Origin of the sequence: Flavobacterium flavigenum, assembly GCF_027111255.2 — a bacterium.
GTDB classification, from domain to species: domain Bacteria; phylum Bacteroidota; class Bacteroidia; order Flavobacteriales; family Flavobacteriaceae; genus Flavobacterium; species Flavobacterium flavigenum.
The window spans coordinates 807774-829840 of sequence record NZ_CP114285.2; the positions used below are offsets into that span (position 1 = coordinate 807774).

The 22067-nt window shown below is 39.7% G+C and carries 5 protein-coding genes; all 5 read right to left on the reverse strand.

Going from position 1 to position 22067, the window contains the following annotated elements; genetic code table 11:
* Window positions 1–20 precede the first annotated feature (20 nt).
* Entirely contained in the window at window positions 21–3074 is a 3054-nt protein-coding gene (locus OZP09_RS02965; protein ID WP_281310261.1) for a beta-L-arabinofuranosidase domain-containing protein, read from the reverse strand.
* Window positions 3075–3509: 435 nt separating this feature from the next.
* Window positions 3510–6401, reverse strand: a complete 2892-nt coding sequence (locus tag OZP09_RS02970; protein WP_269236449.1) for a DUF6055 domain-containing protein — start codon at window positions 6399–6401, stop codon at window positions 3510–3512.
* A 709-nt stretch (window positions 6402–7110) separates the two neighbouring features.
* Complete coding sequence (locus OZP09_RS02975; protein ID WP_269236450.1) at window positions 7111–9051, reverse strand: OmpA family protein; 1941 nt, start codon at window positions 9049–9051, stop codon at window positions 7111–7113.
* Window positions 9052–9053: 2 nt separating this feature from the next.
* Complete coding sequence (locus OZP09_RS02980; RefSeq protein ID WP_269236451.1) at window positions 9054–9962, reverse strand: PorP/SprF family type IX secretion system membrane protein; 909 nt, start codon at window positions 9960–9962, stop codon at window positions 9054–9056.
* Between the two features lie 59 nt (window positions 9963–10021).
* On the reverse strand, window positions 10022–21940 hold the full coding sequence (locus OZP09_RS02985; RefSeq protein ID WP_281310262.1) for a cadherin-like domain-containing protein: 11919 nt from the start codon (window positions 21938–21940) through the stop codon (window positions 10022–10024).
* Window positions 21941–22067: the final 127 nt, after the last annotated feature.

Here is a 22067-nt window from a genome sequence, read left to right on the forward strand (position 1 = left end):
TTTGACACTTTATAATCAAATTATTCTAGTGTGACATCCAAATAAACCGAATGGCGTCCGTAGGTGTTATAAAAAGGTTTAAATTCAACTCCATCAATAGTAAACTCTAATTTCTCCGGATTTCCTTTTATTGATTTACTTATATCTTTAGCGTCTAAAGTCACTTTTCTCCATTCTTTGAGAGGGTCCACTTCCTGAGCAGCCAGTAAAATAGGTCCATAAAACAAACTGGCAACATTTTGCTGATCCGCAACTGGGTCTAAATGAAATTGAAAAGGCATTTGCAGCTCGATTGTATCTCCATCTTTCCAATTATTGCTTAAAGTAAGGTAGTTTCCGGGTACTGCTTTCTCTTTTACCTCTTTACCATTTATTTTTACAAAAAAGCCTTTGGTTGCCCAATAGGGCACACGCACATTTACATCAAATTTCCCTTTTCCTTTAATGGTTAAAAGGGTATGGTCTTCATTAGGAAAAGAAGTCGTTTGCTCTATAATTACATTTTTTTGAGTCCATTTTAAAGTTGATGGTACATATAGATTTACATATAAAGCCTTATTATCTAAACTCTTAAAATAAATCGAATTTTGGAATTTTGTATTACTTTCTAAAGCTGTACCGTTACAACATGTAAAGCCATCCATTTTCGAATTACCAAACTGTTTTATTGAACCTGGTCGCAGCTGAATATGATAGGTATTTGCTGGCGTATTCTCTGCTACAGAAGCAAGAATATCGTTGTACAAACCACGCTCATAGTAATCCATTAATTCCCCACGTTGTTCGTAAAGAAACAAATCGCTGGTTAATTTTAGCATATTATAGGTAGCACATGTTTCATTTTGTCCCACAGCAGAAAAACCATTTTCATAAATAGTTGCTGGCTGGCTGATAAAACATTCTGCATTGGCAGGGTTACTGGCTCCGGCAACTCCCCCAATACTGTACATATAATCATTTGTAGTTTTGTACCAAAAATTATCTGCAATGCGGTAATAATCAGGAATATTTGAATCCTGATACATTTCGAGAGCACCAATAATTTGGGGAATATGTTGATTGGCGTGTAATCCTCGGAAAGTATCTACATTTTTGGCCAAACCATCAGAATGTTTTGCATCTCCATAAAACACTTTGATATTATCGAATAATTGCGCTACTTCTAGATATTGTTTTTCATTAGTTATTCTATAAAGACGCGCCATCGCTTCATTCATTCCTCCAAATTCTCCAGCAATGTAGGTGTTCCACATACTAATAAGAGTTTCAGTTGGCAACTTGGCCATACGGGCATGAACCCAGCTTCCCATACCTTTGGCAATCTCAAGAGCCTTCTTGTTACCAGTCACTTCATAAATATCCATTAATCCGGCCAGTATTTTATGTAAAGTATAATATGGGGCCCAAATTTGTGTTTTCTGTCCACCGTATTTAGCTCCTTTTTCTAACATTATAAATTGATCTGGCGGATAAGCACTAATAAATCCTTTACCCCAATTCCAGTAATCGGTACGCATACCTTCTGTACTCAAATCTGAATCATACTCTGTTTTACCTGGTCCCATCGGTACCAGCGTTGGATCTGAAACAGAAGGTCCTCCAGCCTCTTTTGGCTGACCAGACATTTGTTCTAATTCATAAAGCGTATTGACCATATAATCCATCTTAGCTGCAAAATTGTCGTGCAACGCTTTATCATATCCTGTACTTGCATAAGCCTGTGCAATTGCTGTCAGGTAATGTCCGGTAGCATGCCCCCGTAATTTAGTATCCTGGGTATCCCAAACACCCAATGGCCCTGCTCCTTTTGGCTGTTGTTGACCAAAAGCATTGCGAAACATATACAGAAAAGAATCCGGATTTGTATCCGCCAGGGTATTGATAAACTTATCACGATTCTCCATAAACTTGGTATGGTGCCCATGAAGATCTGAGTTCAATGATACCTCATCCAAATTGAAAGTTGCAAGCTTTAGTTTAGGAGCTGCAGAGGCTTTGCCATCTTTTACCGTAACAAAAGCTTTTGGTTTTAAATCGGTACCCGCAACAATTCCGCTTATAGTATATTCTCCTGCTTTTACTACTGAACTATTATCTGTTGGAGCAGGCCAAATTACTTTTACCTCAGGTCCTTCAATTCCATTTTTATACACACCCTTGATATAACGTGGTAATCGTGGAAGACTTCCCACTACTGTTTGCACTTTAACGTCTGCTACACTTGTCAGGTATTGATTATACAACTGAGGTGTTGTACTTGGAAATTTTACTAAATCTCCAACTGCTAGTTCTGCTTCTTCCTCTTCATAGCTATCATCCAAAGCAGTGTGGTAAATTTTTCTTATTTGTTTTTCATTTAAAGGAATTCGGTACAATCTAAAATCATGTAATTTCGCATCTAAATAGGAATCTTCGGTAACAAATGATTTTCCAATATAAAGTTTGTTATTTTTAGTCAAATTGGTATCAAATAATTGTATTAAATCAAGATCCAAATCCTTAATTGTAGATACCAATCCTCCATTTACATATGTACTTACCGTTTTATATGGACTGTCTATAACAATTGTAATGTAATACCATTTATTAGCTTCCAGTATTGGTGAATTAGACTCATACTTTTTTCCTGTTTTTGCAACAATACCGGTAGTAAACTCCGTTTTATTACTACTTCCCATTGGAGCAGCAAAAAAATGGGATTTAGCACTTTTTCCAAAATCAAAAAAATACTGTCCACTTTTAGCAGAACGCAAGTAAATCCATCCCGAAATACTGAGTGATTCTTCGCCTGTAAATGCATCCCCCGGAAGGGAAATAAGACCTTTAGCAGCTGGCGATAATGAAAGTACTTTCCCGAATTTCGGATCTTCTTCAAAAACCAACTTTGATTCTACTGTGCTTCCATGAAGATTATTTCGGGACCAGTCTTTAAGATCTCCATTGAAAACATAACGGGCAATCAATCCTGTTTCTCCAATACCGTCTAAAATCTGATCACCACCTTGCGCCCAAGCCACTGTATTTACAGAACCAAAACTCAAGATTGCAGCTATAAAAAGTTTATACATTTTCATAATTATTCTTTTTCACTATTTAAAATTAAAATACAAAAACAAAGTTTTACTTTTTTATATGAAGACTTTTTAAAATAAGATGTTGTTTTTTTTTAATAAAGTCACAATTTGTTAGCATATCCTACATTTGTAAATTTAAAAGCATTCTATCGAATACTCAACCGGTATTTTATCCTAAGTCGATACTATATTATCTTCTAGTAAGTCGTTTATTTGTATTTTATGAATAAATGATACAAGAACCTAAATACAGTGAAAATGTACCTATTTAATTTTGCTTCAATTACCCAACCCTTTTGTAAAAGCCGATAGTATATTAAAAAAATTATGACCATTTAAAATGAAAAAGAGGCTGCCGAAAAATAATTTTCAGCAGCCTCCTTTTATCATCTTTACAAGCTATAAAAAGCTAAAATAATTATAGATAAATTCTTATTATTGTTTTATAAATGATTTGTTTACAATACTATTTCCAATTTGGATTTTCAACAAATAAACTCCGTGAGGCAAATCATGACAGTTATATTGAATATCAACTTTGCCCGCCTCGTAGATTTTATCAGTAATCACATCTACTTTTTTCCCGTTTAAATCAAACAATAAAACGGTAACTTTTTCTTTTTGAGTCTGACCAAAGGAAATGTTTAAGTTTCCTTCTGTTGGATTTGGATAAATTATTAAATCAAGGTCTAAATCTAAAAGTACTTCAGAAGTCTCTGCTCTTTTTGCTGTACTAGGAGCAAATTCAATGTAATCCAAAATACAAGGATCTGCTGAATTAATTCGGGTTGCATAAATTTCAATTGTGTCACCATTAGCTACAGAAACATTAGAGAAAGTTTTCATGTACCAGCCAACACTTGTTGCATTACAATTCCAGGATTGATCTAACTTTACAGTTGTACCTGTTTTAATAACAAGTCTAAAGGTTCCGCTATAAGCAGTCGATTTATCATACCAGGGTACCTTTACAGTATAGTTTCCTGTTGATCCATTAAATACCGTGGTACTTCCACGAAGATTGTTTCCACCGCTATACTTCCCATTTCCTGCGGAAAATTGACTGGATGGAAGCCCACTAACTCCATTTGATAAATTCGAATATCCGGAAACAGCAGATAAATTTTCAAATTCTATACGCGTGGTTGATCCACCTGATTGTATTAGCGAAAAATTTGCTGTCACACTTTGATTGGTAGTCATACTAAGATTTAGTGACGAGTTTGTTCCTAAAACAGTCGCCCCGGAAGTCCAATTTACAAACTGATAGCCTGTCGTTGGTGTGGCCGTCAAAGTAACTGCTGTTCCACTATCATAAGTACCGGAAGACGGAGAAACTGACCCTGATCCTGTTGGTGTAACGGAAGTAGAAAGCGTATAAGAGCTCGTTGTACATACTGGTGTTGTTGAAAAAGCCATTTGAGCAGCTGTAAAGTTTGTGAATGCAGCATTTATGTCTACATTAGATACATCTGTGGCTCCTTTACCATCGCAGTCTGTTCTGCCATTTCTCCAATAAGGAAACTGCAGATAAACACCCGGAGTAGAACAACTGCCTATTTCTGCATCTCCACCAACCACAACTGAACTTCCAAAATTTCCGGCAAACAACATGGCATTTCCTTTAATATTAGCCGTATTTGCAACAGAACCGCCTTCCATCCAGGCATTTCCTTCAACAATCGCGCTGCTTGATAATGTGGCGTTATACACACAGGCATTACCTCTCACAATTGCATTACCATTTATAGTTCCTCCGTCTACCATAGCATAGTCTTCTATACGGGCATTTCCAGAAATAGTACCTGCTCTGACAACTGCATAAGGCCCAACATATACTGTCGATGCAACACTCGCATTATTAGAAACCCATCCTCCTCCATTAGTATGCAAATGTCCATTTGTTTTTAGAAATGCCCTAAAATCGGCTGCAGGCTGAAATCCTTCAGGATTGGCATTGGCAATTTTTACTTCATACGGATATCGTCTTTGCTTTGGGTACCCAACATCCATATTGTAATTTACGTGCACTTTGGGAGCAGAAAATACGACTAAGAACATATTAGCTTCTGTTGCAGTGTTGAGCGTGAATGAAGCTTCTCCTTCAGAACTATACATAGGACTGTAACGAGATATAGTCCCATCAGACTTTGTAGTAACAAACCCGTATCTCCAACCCGCCTGGGTCGTATTTACTTCTGTATGCCCTTTAAATTTAATGGTAACCTTTTTTTGTGTACCGGTACAAGTTGGATATAATGGAATAACATTCATTCCATAATCCTGCGGCGCCCAGTCGTTATTCGTATAATATTGATCCGTTGTTCCCGCTACCTTCGTTAGAAGTGTATATTGCCTGCTGGTGTAACGTGGCATATTCGTTTTGATGCTATTGTAAACGGTTCTGATCGTCTTTCCAAAATTACTGGTCGTATTGATTTGAGAATTCCATTGAATAGGATAATCAAAGGCAGCTTGTCTTTGGGCATAACCCCAGAGATAATCATCGAGTTGTTCCTGTGTAAAACCCTTTAGTCTTTTAATGGTTTCTAATGGATGTTCTTCATTTATGGATTCTGCCCACATTCTTCTAGTGAAATCGAAACCTTCTTTTTCCTGAACATAATACATTAGATGAAAATTTGTGTAATGATGCCGATTGGAGGACCACATAAAATGTCTGGTTTGTATCCAACGGGTTAATGTTCCGTCAATTTCCGCCCACTGTGGATAAGCCTGTGCACGCATAAAATTGGCATGTCCCTCAAAGAACGGACCTGCCCAATCATATCCGGAAAATGCAGTTCCGTTACCAGGATTTTCCTGAATACGCATCATCATCTGCATCGTATGGGCAAATTCATGAGATAACGCCCCGCCGTCCCTTGTTGCCTCGGGATGTACAAACATAGCGCCAATGGTATTACTAAAAGAGCTCGCTTGTGCAAAAGCCTGCAATCTGGGATCTGTAGAATTCCAGGTGTTCATCATCATAATAATGATTTTATACTTTCCCAGATTTGTTGTGGCCGCATTACTAACAAAATTCAAATCGGTTATGTAGCGTTTAAAGCTGGTCTCCAGGGTATCTGCAACCGATTGAGGAGTAAACCGTAAAGCAGCGTCAGCATATGCTGCAGGATTTGTTCCCACTTTATCTCCCCAATAAAGTACAAAGTTTGTAGACTCATACTTTCTGGAGTTTGAAGTCTTGTTATAAAATTCATTATTGGGATCGCTCCATTCAGTAGGAATAAAAAGTGTTTTCTGCGCAATCGAAAAATAACTGCAAAGAAAAAGGACGACGAACGTAATTAATTTTTTCATATTACTCTTATTAGTAGGTTAATATTTGTTATTTATTTATAAATGTAAAAATCAAATCAAACTAATTAAGAGCCAATATTAACTACAACCAATACTATATTATCATATTTTACTTACTTTACAAAACTCAATGGCTTAGGTTTAAATTCTGAAATTTATTTTAGAACAGGATATTTAAAAATGGTCAATGCCAATACAAAATTGGGGATTAATTCTCAATCAGTTCTTAACTATATTTGAAAAAAGGGTTCAACTTTAATTAAAAAGTCAAACCCCATTATTTTTAAACTTACACGCTTTTTAGGACAATATCGGCTTAAAATTTGAGCAGGAAAAAACTTTTTTGGGTTCCTTAACCTCTTTTTACTAAACTCAATCACTCAAAATATATTTAGGAGAAATTTGATACAGGCTAATATAAAAGATACCCATAAAACAGTACATGATGCTATAAACAGCCAGGTAAATATTCTAATATATTTCATAATATTTTATTTATTCAGAAAAAAAATATACATATAGACTTTACATAGATAATAGTAGTATTCTAAGAGTTTACGATTATTTTATTTGACAAACTTTGAATTTTCGTATCTCTTTTAATACTAAAAACTGAAAAAATACTAACGAAAAAAAGGGATGTAAGCTTCTAATAATAAAACATTACTTTAAGCTTACATCCTTTCAATACTAAAATTAAATTAGAGAATTAGTTCATTGAAACAATTAAAAACTCACTTCTTCTGTTCAACTGATGCTCTTCCTCTGTACAATCTACATCATCTGAACATCTGTTAATCAATTTGCTTTCACCATATCCTCTTCCTGTTAGTCTTTTTGCATTAATTCCTCTTTTCACAAACCATTCAATAGTTGCTTTGGCCCTCCTGTCAGATAACAGCATATTGTATTTTTTGGTTTGTCTGCTATCGGTATGAGAACGAACATCAATTTTCATATTTGGATACTGTTTCATAACAGCTACTATTTTCTCTAATTCAAAAGCAGCGTCTTTACGAATAAACGATTGATCTAAATCAAAATAAATAATAGGAATGTTTAAGGTTTTGGCTAAATCTGTTCCAACACCAATTTCCTTAACTTGTTTTTCTAATTTAACATCCAGTTCTGATTTATCAATTGATGGCTGAATGGTGATAACACTTTCATTTGTTTCGTAATCTTTCTTTGCTACTCTTACATGATACGTTTTATTACACTTCACATCAAAATTATAAGTCCCATCTGCAGCAGAAATTACTTCTGCAATTTGTTGAAACTTGTCGTCAAGTAAAGCTACCTTTGCCTCGCTTAAAACTTCATTGATATCAGAATCTGTTATGGTTCCCAATAATTTCTTTTCGCAATCCAGTTTTCTTGTTTCTGAAAATTTATAGATATCATCACTTCCTTTTCCTCCTTCTTTATTTGATGAGAAAAACCCCTTTCTTGTACTACTTTCAATAATAAAAGCAAAATCATCAAATTTAGTATTTACCGGTTCTCCGATATTTTGAACGTCATAAAAACCTGAATCAGCTTTAATTTTTGCGACAAATATATCCAGACCTCCTAATCCCGGACGTCCATCACTGGCAAAATATAGTTCGTTATCTCCCGATACAAAAGGAAATGTTTCTCTTCCCTCGGTGTTAATTGCCGGTCCCAGGTTTTGGGGCTTGCCAAATGTACCATCTGATTTAATTTCAACACTATATAAGTCAGATTGTCCTAAACTTCCCGGCATATCAGATGCAAAATATAACGTCTTCTCGTCTGCACTCAAAGCAGGATGAGCAACACTAAACTGATCACTATTAAAAGGTAGTTCTGTAATATTGGTCCATTTATCATTTACAAAATCTGCTTTATAGAGCTTTAGCAAAGTAATTCTCTTACTGTCTTTTCCTTTCTTTCCACTCAAAAAGTTATTTCTTGTAAAGTACATCGTTTTTCCGTCTTTGGTAAAAACAGGAGTTGATTCGTTTAATTTTGAATTAATCTTTTTCTCAAATCGAACCGGATTTTCTAAACTGCCATCTGATTTTAATTCTGCAGCATATAAATTCGTAAAAGACTTATTAGTCCATTTAAATGTTTTACGTGCTACAATACCTGTATCTCTCGCAGAAGCGAATACTAGCTTATTATTAAAAATCGTACTGCCATAATCTGATTGTCTGGAATTAATTCCGATATCTGATATTTCGAATCTTCCTGAATTCAATTTTATTTGTTCCAGATAGTTTTTATTATTTTCAAACAGAACTCCTCTTGTATCTGTCTTGGTTTTTTGATTAAAAACCTCAAGCATTATGTCTGATTTAGCATAATCTCCAATGGATTTTAGAGATTGTGCATATCTGTAAAAGTATTCCGGTTCCTGCTCCTTGTTCAAAGAGAATAGGGCGTCATACCATTTCACAGCCTTTGTAAGTTCAGCATTAAAATAATAAGCGTTTCCCAATCTCTGAAACATTTTTTCATCCTTATACCCGCTTTCGGCCACTTTCTCATAAATCGAAATAGCATCTACATAGGCATATTGATTGTAGTTTTTCTCTGCTCTGTTCAAAACTGCTTTTTGAGCCATTCCGTTAAAACAGATAAAAGGTAAAAACACAGTGTAAATTATTTTTTTAATTTTCATAATTAAAAGAATCTTGGTGAAGTTATTCGTCCATGTTTGTTTAAGAATTCAAAACGCAAAAATATCTCGTGCGATCCTGAATTATAATTGACCAGTTTTGTTGTCTCACGATCGTAAGCATAACCTAAATACAAACTGTCCGTAATCTGAAATCCGGCCAATGCACTTACAGAAGCACTCCATCTGTAAGCAACACCAATTACAAATTTGTCGTTAAACATAAAATTTGCAGAGCCATCAATTTGCAGAGGTGCTCCTTCAACCATTTTAGTTAACAAAGCCGGTTTGAATTTTATGGTTTCATAATGATCTAAATCAAACACATAACCTGCAATAAGGTAATAGTTTATCTGATCCTTGAATATGGCTACTTCGTTATCATCATAACGATTGGTCTGAATGAAATTGGGTACCGATAAACCAATGTAAGCTTTGTCTGTATGCCAATAAATACCGGCTCCAATATTTGGTGAAAATTTATTTTTGAAGTTCTGAAACTGCGAATCTCCCTGATTTTCCTGTTTCAGTTTGCTTGGATCAAGGTTAAATAAATTTGCAGATCCTTTTATACCAAAAGATAATTTTGCTGTTGCTGATGTAGCTATAGAGTATGAAAAATCTGCTGATATGTTATTTTCATTTGTTGGACCTATTTTATCATTTACTAAAGAAACCCCTAACCCTACATTATCCCCTAAAGGTGTATTTACTGAAAAGCTGCTCGTTTCCGGTGCTCCATCTAAACCCACCCATTGTGTACGATACATTCCAAAAACACTCAAATTTCCTCTGGATCCTGCATAAGCCGGATTTATATTAATAGTATTATACATGTATTGTGTAAACTGTGCATCCTGCTGTGCAAAACCTGCACCCGAACAAAACAATAAAACTAAAAGTAATTTTTTCATTTATTTCATTTTTAAATAATGGCTTAGCCTTGACTAAGCCATTTTAATTGTACAGAATATTATTTGGTCAGGTATAAATACCCTGCTTTCTGATGTGGGTTAGACTGCATATCTTTATACTTGATAATGTAATAATAAGTACCTTCAGGCAATCCGTTTGAGTCTTTAACAGTAACACGTCCTTCTGAAATACCTCTAAAAGCGATGTCATTATTATTGTAATGCTGTCTTTCATACACTAAAACTCCCCAACGATTGTAAATCTGTACCGTATTATCCGGATAACATTCTATACCTTGTATATAGAATCTTTCATTCTTATTGTCCCCGTTTACAGAAACAGCGTTAAATATTTCGATTACGCAACCACTTAATTCCAGAACTGTTGGTTTGTCGCCATCAGAATCACTGTAATCTGATTTATCTAAAACAATGATTCCACTTTTGGTTATACCTGTTACTGTTGCCTGATTGCTTATACTTCCGGCATTTACATCTGCCTGTGTTAAAGTATAAGTTCCGGTAATTGAAGAACTATCTGTTTGACCAGCTCCTAAACTAATTGGATTTCCACTCATAACAATTCCTGGTAAAGGATCAGAAACTAATATATTTTCAAGATCTGTATTACCGTTATTACTTATAGAAAAACTATACGTTAAGGTCTCTCCTGCTTCAGCATATCCATTTTTATTCGTATCATTCAACACAACTGTTTTAACAATGGCAATTGCCGGAACTTCAACAAAAATCTTAACCGTTGCTGTACTACAATTTGTATTTGGATTTGCTTTTTCACATATTTCGTATGTTAAAGTATAATCCCCTCCTTTTGTACCCGGAGCTACATCAATTGTTCCGTCAGCATTCAGCGTAATTCCTGCTGGAAGATTTAATCCTTTTACAATAACATCTGAAGCTTTAACCGGAATTCCGTTTAATTTATCATTATCTAAAACATTTACTACTTCTAACGCTCCGTTAAGCCCGTCTGCCAACGTTACATCGTCTTCATTCTCTGCCTGAATGCTAAATGTTGGCATAGCATTACATCCTGATGTCGCATCTGGGTAATTAACAACTACAGATTTAGTCGGGTTTAATGTAAATTGCATTGTAACTGCCGGTCTTGTTAATTCAAAACCATCGTTTCCTGCTATCCACTGACCATTTACCAAAATCCATCCCGGCCAGTCTGTTGGATTATTATTACTGTCAACAATTGCTCCCGGCCATAATACATTACCACTTAATGGCATATTGTTTTGAGTCGCTACAACATTATTAGCACTATCTATCCAGTTAATTGTTAACAATCCTGTTGGAGTGAAATTATCTGCTGTCACATTATAAGTAACATAAGGTGTATTCTTATCACAATAACTACTTGCTGTTATTGTCATGGTTGGCGCAACAACTGTAACGGAAACTAGAGCAGAACTACAATTTCCAGGGTTTGCTTTTTCACAAATTTCATATGTCAGATAATATGTCCCTGGCAGGGCATTCGGAATCAACTCTATTGAACCATCTGCTTTTAGTGTTAATACTCCATTTGGATCTGGTGTCACTACCTTTAAATCAAGATCTGCAATTAGTGCCGTACTATGGTTAAAAGTATCGTTATCAAGTACATTTAAGACTTTTACAATCTTATCAATTCCAACAACATCAAGTATGGGATCTGCAACTGCACTTATTTGCGTTTTTTCTACTACTATTTTTATTGTTGCCGGTGTAGCATCAATTGCACCATTATTATCTATAGCCGTAAAAGTGAATAAATCCTCCCCTGAAAATGCTCCACTAGGATCATACGTAAGTGTGCCTGCTTCTAAAGGTGTCAATATCTGATTTATAACTATTGGTGTTCCTGATAAGGCTAAAGTTCCATTAACCGGCAAACTTAAAATAGTATAACTTACAATTGTTCCGTCAGTATCTGTTGCAATTAAAGCGTTTATTGGCGTTGCACCCGCTCTTGAAGGAATACTTGCATTAGTATCGTCATGAACTACTGGTGGATTATTCGCAATCGGAATTATTACAGTTGCATCCGATAAAGCTACAGCACCGAGATCATCAGTTGCTGTAAATTTAAAGCTGTCATTACCAGTAAATGTTCCGTTTGGATCATAAGTAAGCATTGTTGCTTCAGCAGGTGTTAAAATCTGATTGGCTGTTACAGCTAATCCTGATAAAGCTAAAACTCCATGAGATGGTAATGTTAAAACTGTATAACCCGCAATTGTTCCATCAATATCTGTAGCTGTTAAAGCATTGATTGCCGTTGCTGCTGCTGTTGATGGAATACTATCATTAGTGTCATCGTTTGCAACTGGCGCGTCATTGACTGAAGTTACGGTAATCAGTTCGTTGGCTGTAGCAGTCGCAGTCCCGTCTGTAATCACATACGGGATACTGATCGCGGCAGCCGAATTAAAGTTCGCTGAAGGCGTAAAAGTAATTACACCAGTAGCGGATATGTTCACTGTTCCATTCGTAACTGATATAGTCTGAACACCTCCGGTTAAAGTTGTTCCGTTGATAGATACAATTGTCAGCGTATCGCCGTCAACATCCGTATCCAGTGCTAATGGGGTCAATGTTACTGTACCGTCTTCGGCAACAGTGTAAGTATCATTTACAGCAACTGGCGCGTCATTGACTGCTGTTACGGTAATCAATTCGTTGGCCGTAGCAGTCGCAGTCCCATCTGTAATCACATACGGAATACTGATCGCTGTAGCCGAATTGAAGTTCACTGAAGGGGTAAACGTAATTACGCCCGTAGCGGAGATATTTACTGTTCCGCTAGTAACCGATATAGTCTGAACACCTCCGGTTAAAGTTGTTCCGTTGATAGATACAATGGTCAGCGTATCGCCGTCAACATCCGTATCCAGTGCCAATGGCGTCAATGTCACTGTACCGTCTTCGGCAACAGTATAAGTATCGTTTACAGCAACTGGCGCATCATTGACTGCTGTTACAGTAATCAATTCGTTGGCTGTAGCAGTCGCAGTTCCGTCTGTAATCACATACGGAATGCTGATTGCGGTAGCCGAATTAAAGTTCACTGAAGGGGTAAACGTAATTACGCCCGTAGCGGAGATATTTACTGTTCCGTTGGTAACCGATATTGTCTGAGTTGTTCCTGTCAGAACAGTTCCGTTGATGGATACAATGGTCAGCGTATCACCGTCAACATCAGTATCCAGTGCCAATGGGGTCAATGTTACTGTACCGTCTTCGGCAACGGTGTAGATATCGTTTACAGCAACTGGCGCGTCATTGACTGCCGTTACGGTAATCAGTTCGTTGGCTGTAGCAGTCGCAGTCCCATCTGTAATCACATACGGAATGCTGATTGCGGTAGCCGAATTAAAGTCTGCTGAAGGGGTAAACGTAATTACGCCCGTAGCAGAGATATTTACTGTTCCGTTGGTAACCACTATTGTTTGGGTTGTGCCTGTCAGAACAGTTCCGTTGATGGATACAATTGTCAGCGTATCGCCGTCAACATCCGTGTCCAAAGCAAGCGGTGTCAGGGTTACTGTTCCGTCTTCGGCAACAGTATAAATATCGTTTACGGCAACTGGCGTGTCATTAACTGCCGTTACGGTAATCAGTTCGTTGGCCGTTGCAGTCGCAGTCCCGTCTGTAATCACATACGGAATGCTGATCGCGGTAGCCGAATTAAAGTCCGCTGAAGGGGTAAAAGTAATTACACCAGTAGCAGAGATATTTACTGTTCCGTTGGTAACAGCTATTGTCTGAACACCTCCGGTTAAAGTTGTTCCGTTGATAGATACAATGGTCAGCGTATCGCCGTCAACATCCGTATCCAGTGCCAATGGGGTCAATGTCACTGTACCATCTTCGGCAACAGTATAATTGTCATTTACAGCAACTGGCGTGTCATTAACTGCCGTTACGGTAATCAGTTCGTTGGCTGTAGCTGTAGCAGTTCCGTCTGTAATCACATACGGAATACTGATTGCGGTAGCCGAATTAAAGTCCGCTGAAGGGGTAAACGTGATTACACCCGTAGCAGAGATATTTACTGTTCCGCTAGTAACCGATATAGTCTGAACACCTCCGGTTAAAGTTGTTCCGTTGATAGATACAATGGTCAGCGCATCGCCGTCAACATCCGTGTCCAAAGCAAGCGGTGTCAGGGTTACTGTTCCGTCTTCGGCAACAGTATAAATATCGTTTACGGCAACTGGCGTGTCATTAACTGCCGTTACGGTAATCAGTTCGTTGGCCGTTGCAGTCGCAGTCCCGTCTGTAATCACATACGGAATGCTGATCGCGGTAGCCGAATTAAAGTCCGCTGAAGGCGCAAACGTGATTACGCCCGTAGCTGAGATATTTACTGTTCCGCTAGTAACAGCTATTGTTTGGGTTGTTCCTGTCAGAATGGTTCCGTTGATAGAGACAATTGACAACGCATCGCCGTCAACATCCGAATCCAAAGCAAGCGGGGTTAGTGTTACTGTTCCGTCTTCGGCAACGGTATAAATATCGTTTACGGCAACTGGCGCGTCATTGACTGCCGTTACGGTAATCAGTTCGTTGGCTGTAGCAGTCGCAATCCCGTCTGTAATCACATACGGAATACTGATTGCGGTAGCCGAATTAAAGTCCGCTGAAGGGGTAAACGTGATTACGCCCGTAGCGGAGATATTTACTGTTCCGCTAGTAACCGATATAGTCTGAACACCTCCGGTTAAAGTTGTTCCGTTGATAGATACAATGGTCAGCGTATCGCCGTCAACATCCGTATCCAGTGCCAATGGCGTCAATGTCACTGTACCGTCTTCGGCAACAGTATAAGTATCGTTTACAGCAACTGGCGCATCATTGACTGCTGTTACAGTAATCAATTCGTTGGCTGTAGCAGTCGCAGTTCCGTCTGTAATCACATACGGAATGCTGATTGCGGTAGCCGAATTAAAGTCCGCTGAAGGGGTAAACGTAATTACGCCCGTAGCAGAGATATTTACTGTTCCGTTGGTAACCGATATTGTCTGAGTTGTTCCTGTCAGAACAGTTCCGTTGATGGATACAATGGTCAGCGTATCACCGTCAACATCAGTATCCAGTGCCAATGGGGTCAATGTTACTGTACCGTCTTCGGCAACGGTGTAGATATCGTTTACAGCAACTGGCGCGTCATTGACTGCCGTTACGGTAATCAGTTCGTTGGCTGTAGCAGTCGCAGTCCCATCTGTAATCACATACGGAATGCTGATTGCGGTAGCCGAATTAAAGTCTGCTGAAGGGATAAACGTGATTACGCCCGTAGCAGAGATATTTACTGTTCCGTTGGTAACCGCTATTGTCTGGGTTGTACCTGTCAGAACGGTTCCGTTGATAGAGACAATGGTCAGCGTATCGCCGTCAACATCCGTGTCCAAAGCAAGCGGTGTAAGGGTTACTGTTCCGTCTTCGGCAACGGTATAGATATCGTTTACAGCAACTGGCGCGTCATTGACTGCTGTTACGGTAATCAATTCGTTGGCCGTTGCAGTCGCTGTACCGTCTGTAATCACATACGGAATGCTGATTGCGGTAGCCGAATTAAAGTTCGCTGAAGGGGTAAACGTGATTACGCCCGTAGCGGATATGTTCACTGTTCCGTTGGTAACTAATATAGTCTGAACACCTCCGGTTAAAGTTGTTCCGTTGATAGATACAATGGTCAGCGTATCGCCGTCAACATCCGTATCCAGTGCCAATGGCGTCAATGTCACTGTACCGTCTTCGGCAACAGTATAAGTATCGTTTACAGCAACTGGCGCATCATTGACTGCTGTTACAGTAATCAATTCGTTGGCTGTAGCAGTCGCAGTTCCGTCTGTAATCACATACGGAATGCTGATTGCGGTAGCCGAATTAAAGTCCGCTGAAGGGGTAAACGTAATTACGCCCGTAGCAGAGATATTTACTGTTCCGTTGGTAACCGATATTGTCTGAGTTGTTCCTGTCAGAACAGTTCCGTTGATGGATACAATGGTCAGCGTATCACCGTCAACATCAGTATCCAGTGCCAATGGGGTCAATGTTACTGTACCGTCTTCGGCAACGGTGTAGATATCGTTTACAGCAACTGGCGCGTCATTGACTGCCGTTACGGTAATCAGTTCGTTGGCTGTAGCAGTCGCAGTCCCATCTGTAATCACATACGGAATGCTGATTGCGGTAGCCGAATTAAAGTCTGCTGAAGGGATAAACGTGATTACGCCCGTAGCAGAGATATTTACTGTTCCGTTGGTAACCGCTATTGTCTGGGTTGTACCTGTCAGAACGGTTCCGTTGATAGAGACAATGGTCAGCGTATCGCCGTCAACATCCGTGTCCAAAGCAAGCGGTGTAAGGGTTACTGTTCCGTCTTCGGCAACGGTATAGATATCGTTTACAGCAACTGGCGCGTCATTGACTGCTGTTACGGTAATCAATTCGTTGGCCGTTGCAGTCGCTGTACCGTCTGTAATCACATACGGAATGCTGATTGCGGTAGCCGAATTAAAGTTCGCTGAAGGGGTAAACGTGATTACGCCCGTAGCGGATATGTTCACTGTTCCGTTGGTAACTAATATAGTCTGAACACCTCCGGTTAAAGTTGTTCCGTTGATAGATACAATTGTCAGCGTATCGCCGTCAACATCCGTATCCAGTGCTAATGGGGTCAATGTTACTGTACCGTCTTCGGCAACAGTGTAAGTATCATTTACAGCAACTGGCGCGTCATTGACTGCTGTTACGGTAATCAATTCGTTGGCCGTAGCAGTCGCAGTCCCATCTGTAATCACATACGGAATACTGATCGCTGTAGCCGAATTGAAGTTCACTGAAGGGGTAAACGTAATTACGCCCGTAGCGGAGATATTTACTGTTCCGCTAGTAACCGATATAGTCTGAACACCTCCGGTTAAAGTTGTTCCGTTGATAGATACAATGGTCAGCGTATCGCCGTCAACATCCGTATCCAGTGCCAATGGCGTCAATGTCACTGTACCGTCTTCGGCAACAGTATAAGTATCGTTTACAGCAACTGGCGCATCATTGACTGCTGTTACAGTAATCAATTCGTTGGCTGTAGCAGTCGCAGTTCCGTCTGTAATCACATACGGAATGCTGATTGCGGTAGCCGAATTAAAGTTCACTGAAGGGGTAAACGTAATTACGCCCGTAGCGGAGATATTTACTGTTCCGTTGGTAACCGATATTGTCTGAGTTGTTCCTGTCAGAACAGTTCCGTTGATGGATACAATGGTCAGCGTATCACCGTCAACATCAGTATCCAGTGCCAATGGGGTCAATGTTACTGTACCGTCTTCGGCAACGGTGTAGATATCGTTTACAGCAACTGGCGCGTCATTGACTGCCGTTACGGTAATCAGTTCGTTGGCTGTAGCAGTCGCAGTCCCATCTGTAATCACATACGGAATGCTGATTGCGGTAGCCGAATTAAAGTCTGCTGAAGGGGTAAACGTAATTACGCCCGTAGCAGAGATATTTACTGTTCCGTTGGTAACCACTATTGTTTGGGTTGTGCCTGTCAGAACAGTTCCGTTGATGGATACAATTGTCAGCGTATCGCCGTCAACATCCGTGTCCAAAGCAAGCGGTGTCAGGGTTACTGTTCCGTCTTCGGCAACAGTATAAATATCGTTTACGGCAACTGGCGTGTCATTAACTGCCGTTACGGTAATCAGTTCGTTGGCCGTTGCAGTCGCAGTCCCGTCTGTAATCACATACGGAATGCTGATCGCGGTAGCCGAATTAAAGTCCGCTGAAGGGGTAAAAGTAATTACACCAGTAGCAGAGATATTTACTGTTCCGTTGGTAACAGCTATTGTCTGAACACCTCCGGTTAAAGTTGTTCCGTTGATAGATACAATGGTCAGCGTATCGCCGTCAACATCCGTATCCAGTGCCAATGGGGTCAATGTCACTGTACCATCTTCGGCAACAGTATAATTGTCATTTACAGCAACTGGCGTGTCATTAACTGCCGTTACGGTAATCAGTTCGTTGGCTGTAGCTGTAGCAGTTCCGTCTGTAATCACATACGGAATACTGATTGCGGTAGCCGAATTAAAGTCCGCTGAAGGGGTAAACGTGATTACACCCGTAGCAGAGATATTTACTGTTCCGCTAGTAACCGATATAGTCTGAACACCTCCGGTTAAAGTTGTTCCGTTGATAGATACAATGGTCAGCGCATCGCCGTCAACATCCGTGTCCAAAGCAAGCGGTGTCAGGGTTACTGTTCCGTCTTCGGCAACAGTATAAATATCGTTTACGGCAACTGGCGTGTCATTAACTGCCGTTACGGTAATCAGTTCGTTGGCCGTTGCAGTCGCAGTCCCGTCTGTAATCACATACGGAATGCTGATCGCGGTAGCCGAATTAAAGTCCGCTGAAGGGGTAAACGTGATTACGCCCGTAGCAGAGATTTTCACTGTTCCGTTGGTAACCACTATTGTTTGGGTTGTGCCTGTCAGAACAGTTCCGTTGATAGATACAATGGTCAGCGTATCACCGTCAACATCAGTATCCAGTGCCAATGGGGTCAATGTCACTGTACCGTCTTCGGCAACGGTATAAATATCGTTTACGGCAACTGGCGCGTCATTAACTGCCGTTACGGTAATCAGTTCGTTAGCTGTAGCAGTCGCAGTCCCATCTGTAATTACATACGGAATACTGATCGCTGTAGCCGAATTGAAGTTCACTGAAGGGGTAAACGTAATTACGCCCGTAGCGGAGATATTTACTGTTCCGCTAGTAACCGATATAGTCTGAACACCTCCGGTTAAAGTTGTTCCGTTGATAGATACAATGGTCAGCGTATCGCCGTCAACATCCGTATCCAGTGCCAATGGCGTCAATGTCACTGTACCGTCTTCGGCAACAGTATAAGTATCGTTTACAGCAACTGGCGCATCATTGACTGCTGTTACAGTAATCAATTCGTTGGCTGTAGCAGTCGCAGTTCCGTCTGTAATCACATACGGAATGCTGATTGCGGTAGCCGAATTAAAGTCCGCTGAAGGGGTAAACGTAATTACGCCCGTAGCAGAGATATTTACTGTTCCGTTGGTAACCGATATTGTCTGAGTTGTTCCTGTCAGAACAGTTCCGTTGATGGATACAATGGTCAGCGTATCACCGTCAACATCAGTATCCAGTGCCAATGGGGTCAATGTTACTGTACCGTCTTCGGCAACGGTGTAGATATCGTTTACAGCAACTGGCGCGTCATTGACTGCCGTTACGGTAATCAGTTCGTTGGCTGTAGCAGTCGCAGTCCCATCTGTAATCACATACGGAATGCTGATTGCGGTAGCCGAATTAAAGTCTGCTGAAGGGATAAACGTGATTACGCCCGTAGCAGAGATATTTACTGTTCCGTTGGTAACCGCTATTGTCTGGGTTGTACCTGTCAGAACGGTTCCGTTGATAGAGACAATGGTCAGCGTATCGCCGTCAACATCCGTGTCCAAAGCAAGCGGTGTAAGGGTTACTGTTCCGTCTTCGGCAACGGTATAAATATCGTTTACAGCAACTGGAGCATCATTGACTGCTGTTACGGTAATCAATTCGTTGGCCGTTGCAGTCGCTGTACCGTCTGTAATCACATACGGAATGCTGATTGCGGTAGCCGAATTAAAGTTCGCTGAAGGGGTAAACGTGATTACGCCCGTAGCGGATATGTTCACTGTTCCGTTGGTAACCGCTATTGTCTGGGTTGTTCCTGTCAGAATGGTTCCGTTGATAGATACAATTGTCAGCGTATCGCCATCAACATCCGTATCCAGTGCCAATGGGGTCAATGTCACTGTTCCATCTTCGGCAACAGTGTAAGTATCATTAACAGCAACTGGCGCATTATTTGTAACTTTTAAAACTGCTGTGTTCGATGAAGGCTGTGCACAAACATTTGAAGTACTTGTAACGTCTACCTTATATAAATAATTATTATATGAGTATGGAATATTCGTTAACGTCAAAGAATTTGTGGCTGCATTTGAAAAAACAGGATTCGTTCCTCCATTAGTAACAGTTGTCCAGTTTAAACCATTATCAATACTTTGTTTCCAAACATATACAAGTTGGTTTCCTGTAACTGCAGTTGTAAAAGTTGCATTTGAACCTGGATTTATATTTGCATCAGTAGGCTGAGTTGTAATCAAGACCTTATTCGATACTAAATAATTGGCCTTTGATGTACCATTCGTGTTTAGTGGAGCGGTATATGATGCCGCTGTTACCTTACCATCAGCCGCATTTGTTGCGGGAGGATTTCCAGTACCATAATATCCATTTGAATCCGGATCTACCGCAGTACTTCCATATGCTTCAACTGAATCCGGGCATCCGTCATTATCTGAATCTAAATCCAGTTGATTTATTATTCCGTCTAAATCCTCATCATACCTGTCATCAATACCATCAGAATTTATATCTACAAATCCTGCAGCATCTTTATCTACATAATTTAATTTTTTATCTCCATCCGCATCTCCAAAAGGATCTGGTAAAGCTCCTATCTCAACTGTATCTAAAATACCGTCATTATCATCATCCAAATCACATTCTACATTAAGACCATCATTGTCCTGATTTCCTTCATAATTAGGGTTTTCTATTGGAATGTATAATGAAACGCTTCCTCCGTTTGATCCATTTTGAGATCCATTTCTTTGTCCGTCCAAATGCTGTCCTCCAATACCTCCGGTAGAAATCAATGTTACATTTGCAGGAAGGCTTGCTAAAGAATAAAGCAAAGCACCTCCACCTCCACCTCCACCAGGACCATGATACGTATTTGTATTCAAGTCCTGTCCGTCACCTCCTTTTGTAGATACCGTTAAATTACCTGTAAAAACAGGAGTCTTTAAAACGACTGTCCCACCAGCACCTCCACCACCTCCACCATCTGGCGCACCTGTTGGATTAACCGCTAACGGTGCGAAGCCATCAGCTATGATGGAGTAACCATTTCCAACAATTTCATTCGCAAAAATGATAACAATACCTCCTCCATCTGCAGCCGAAGAAGGGTTACTTGTTGTTACATATCCTGATCCTCCTGCTCCACCAAGAAAAACTTTGTCCTGGGCAAAATAAGTCGACAAACTTACACCGCCTATACCTCCGGAATTTGCCCCATTAACATCGCACCATCGTTTTCCTCCTTCTCCTCCGGCTCCATAGTTAGATCCACCACCACCGCCTGAATCACCAGAAACTCCGGAACCTCCTCCATTTGCACGTGGTGATCGTCCTCTATTATTAGCATTATTGTCTAAAACAATCCCATCCCCTTTTGTAAAAGAAGCTGTATAAGTGCTGCTTTGAACATATTGAATATTAGGGTTGATGCTACAGTCATTATTAGGTCCATTTGTCAACATTTGAATTCCCTGATATCCTTTTCCTGCAACATCTATATTAGCATTAAAAGTTACCTTGTCAGCCTGAATAGCTAATACGCCTCCTGTTTTATCCGAAGTAATCCAGTCTTTCGCAGTCAAAGTGCCGTTGATATTTACTGCCCCGGTATATTTTGGAACCCTCACCACCTGAACCAAACCACTAATTGTATAGTTTTTAATTAATGGATATACAGGTGTTATTACATTACCTACAATGCTTTTAATTTCAAAAAACTCATAATTACCAGTATTATTAATAGCTGATATATTTCCACCTGCACTAGTATTGGTCACATCGATGGCAGCACCTTTCATCTGAATAATTAAAGCCTTATCTCCAACCGAAAGTCCGGCAGAATTACTAACTGTAATTGTATTAAAACAAGTTAGGTCGCAAGGTGCACAAACTGGCTGATTAATAGCTGTAACTGAAAAATAGCTATTTACTATCCCTGAAATATTGGTTTGGGAAAAACCATTCAGGCTAAACAATAAAAAGAAAAAAAACAGATGTAGATTCAATCTTCTTTTTTCATTAATCAACAACATTTTCAAACTAAAAATTATGCGTTCTTTCCTATGTGTTTTTAGCAAAAAAGACTTAAGAAAAATCGCCACAAGTAATGGCAACATTTTTAGTTTTTGAAAG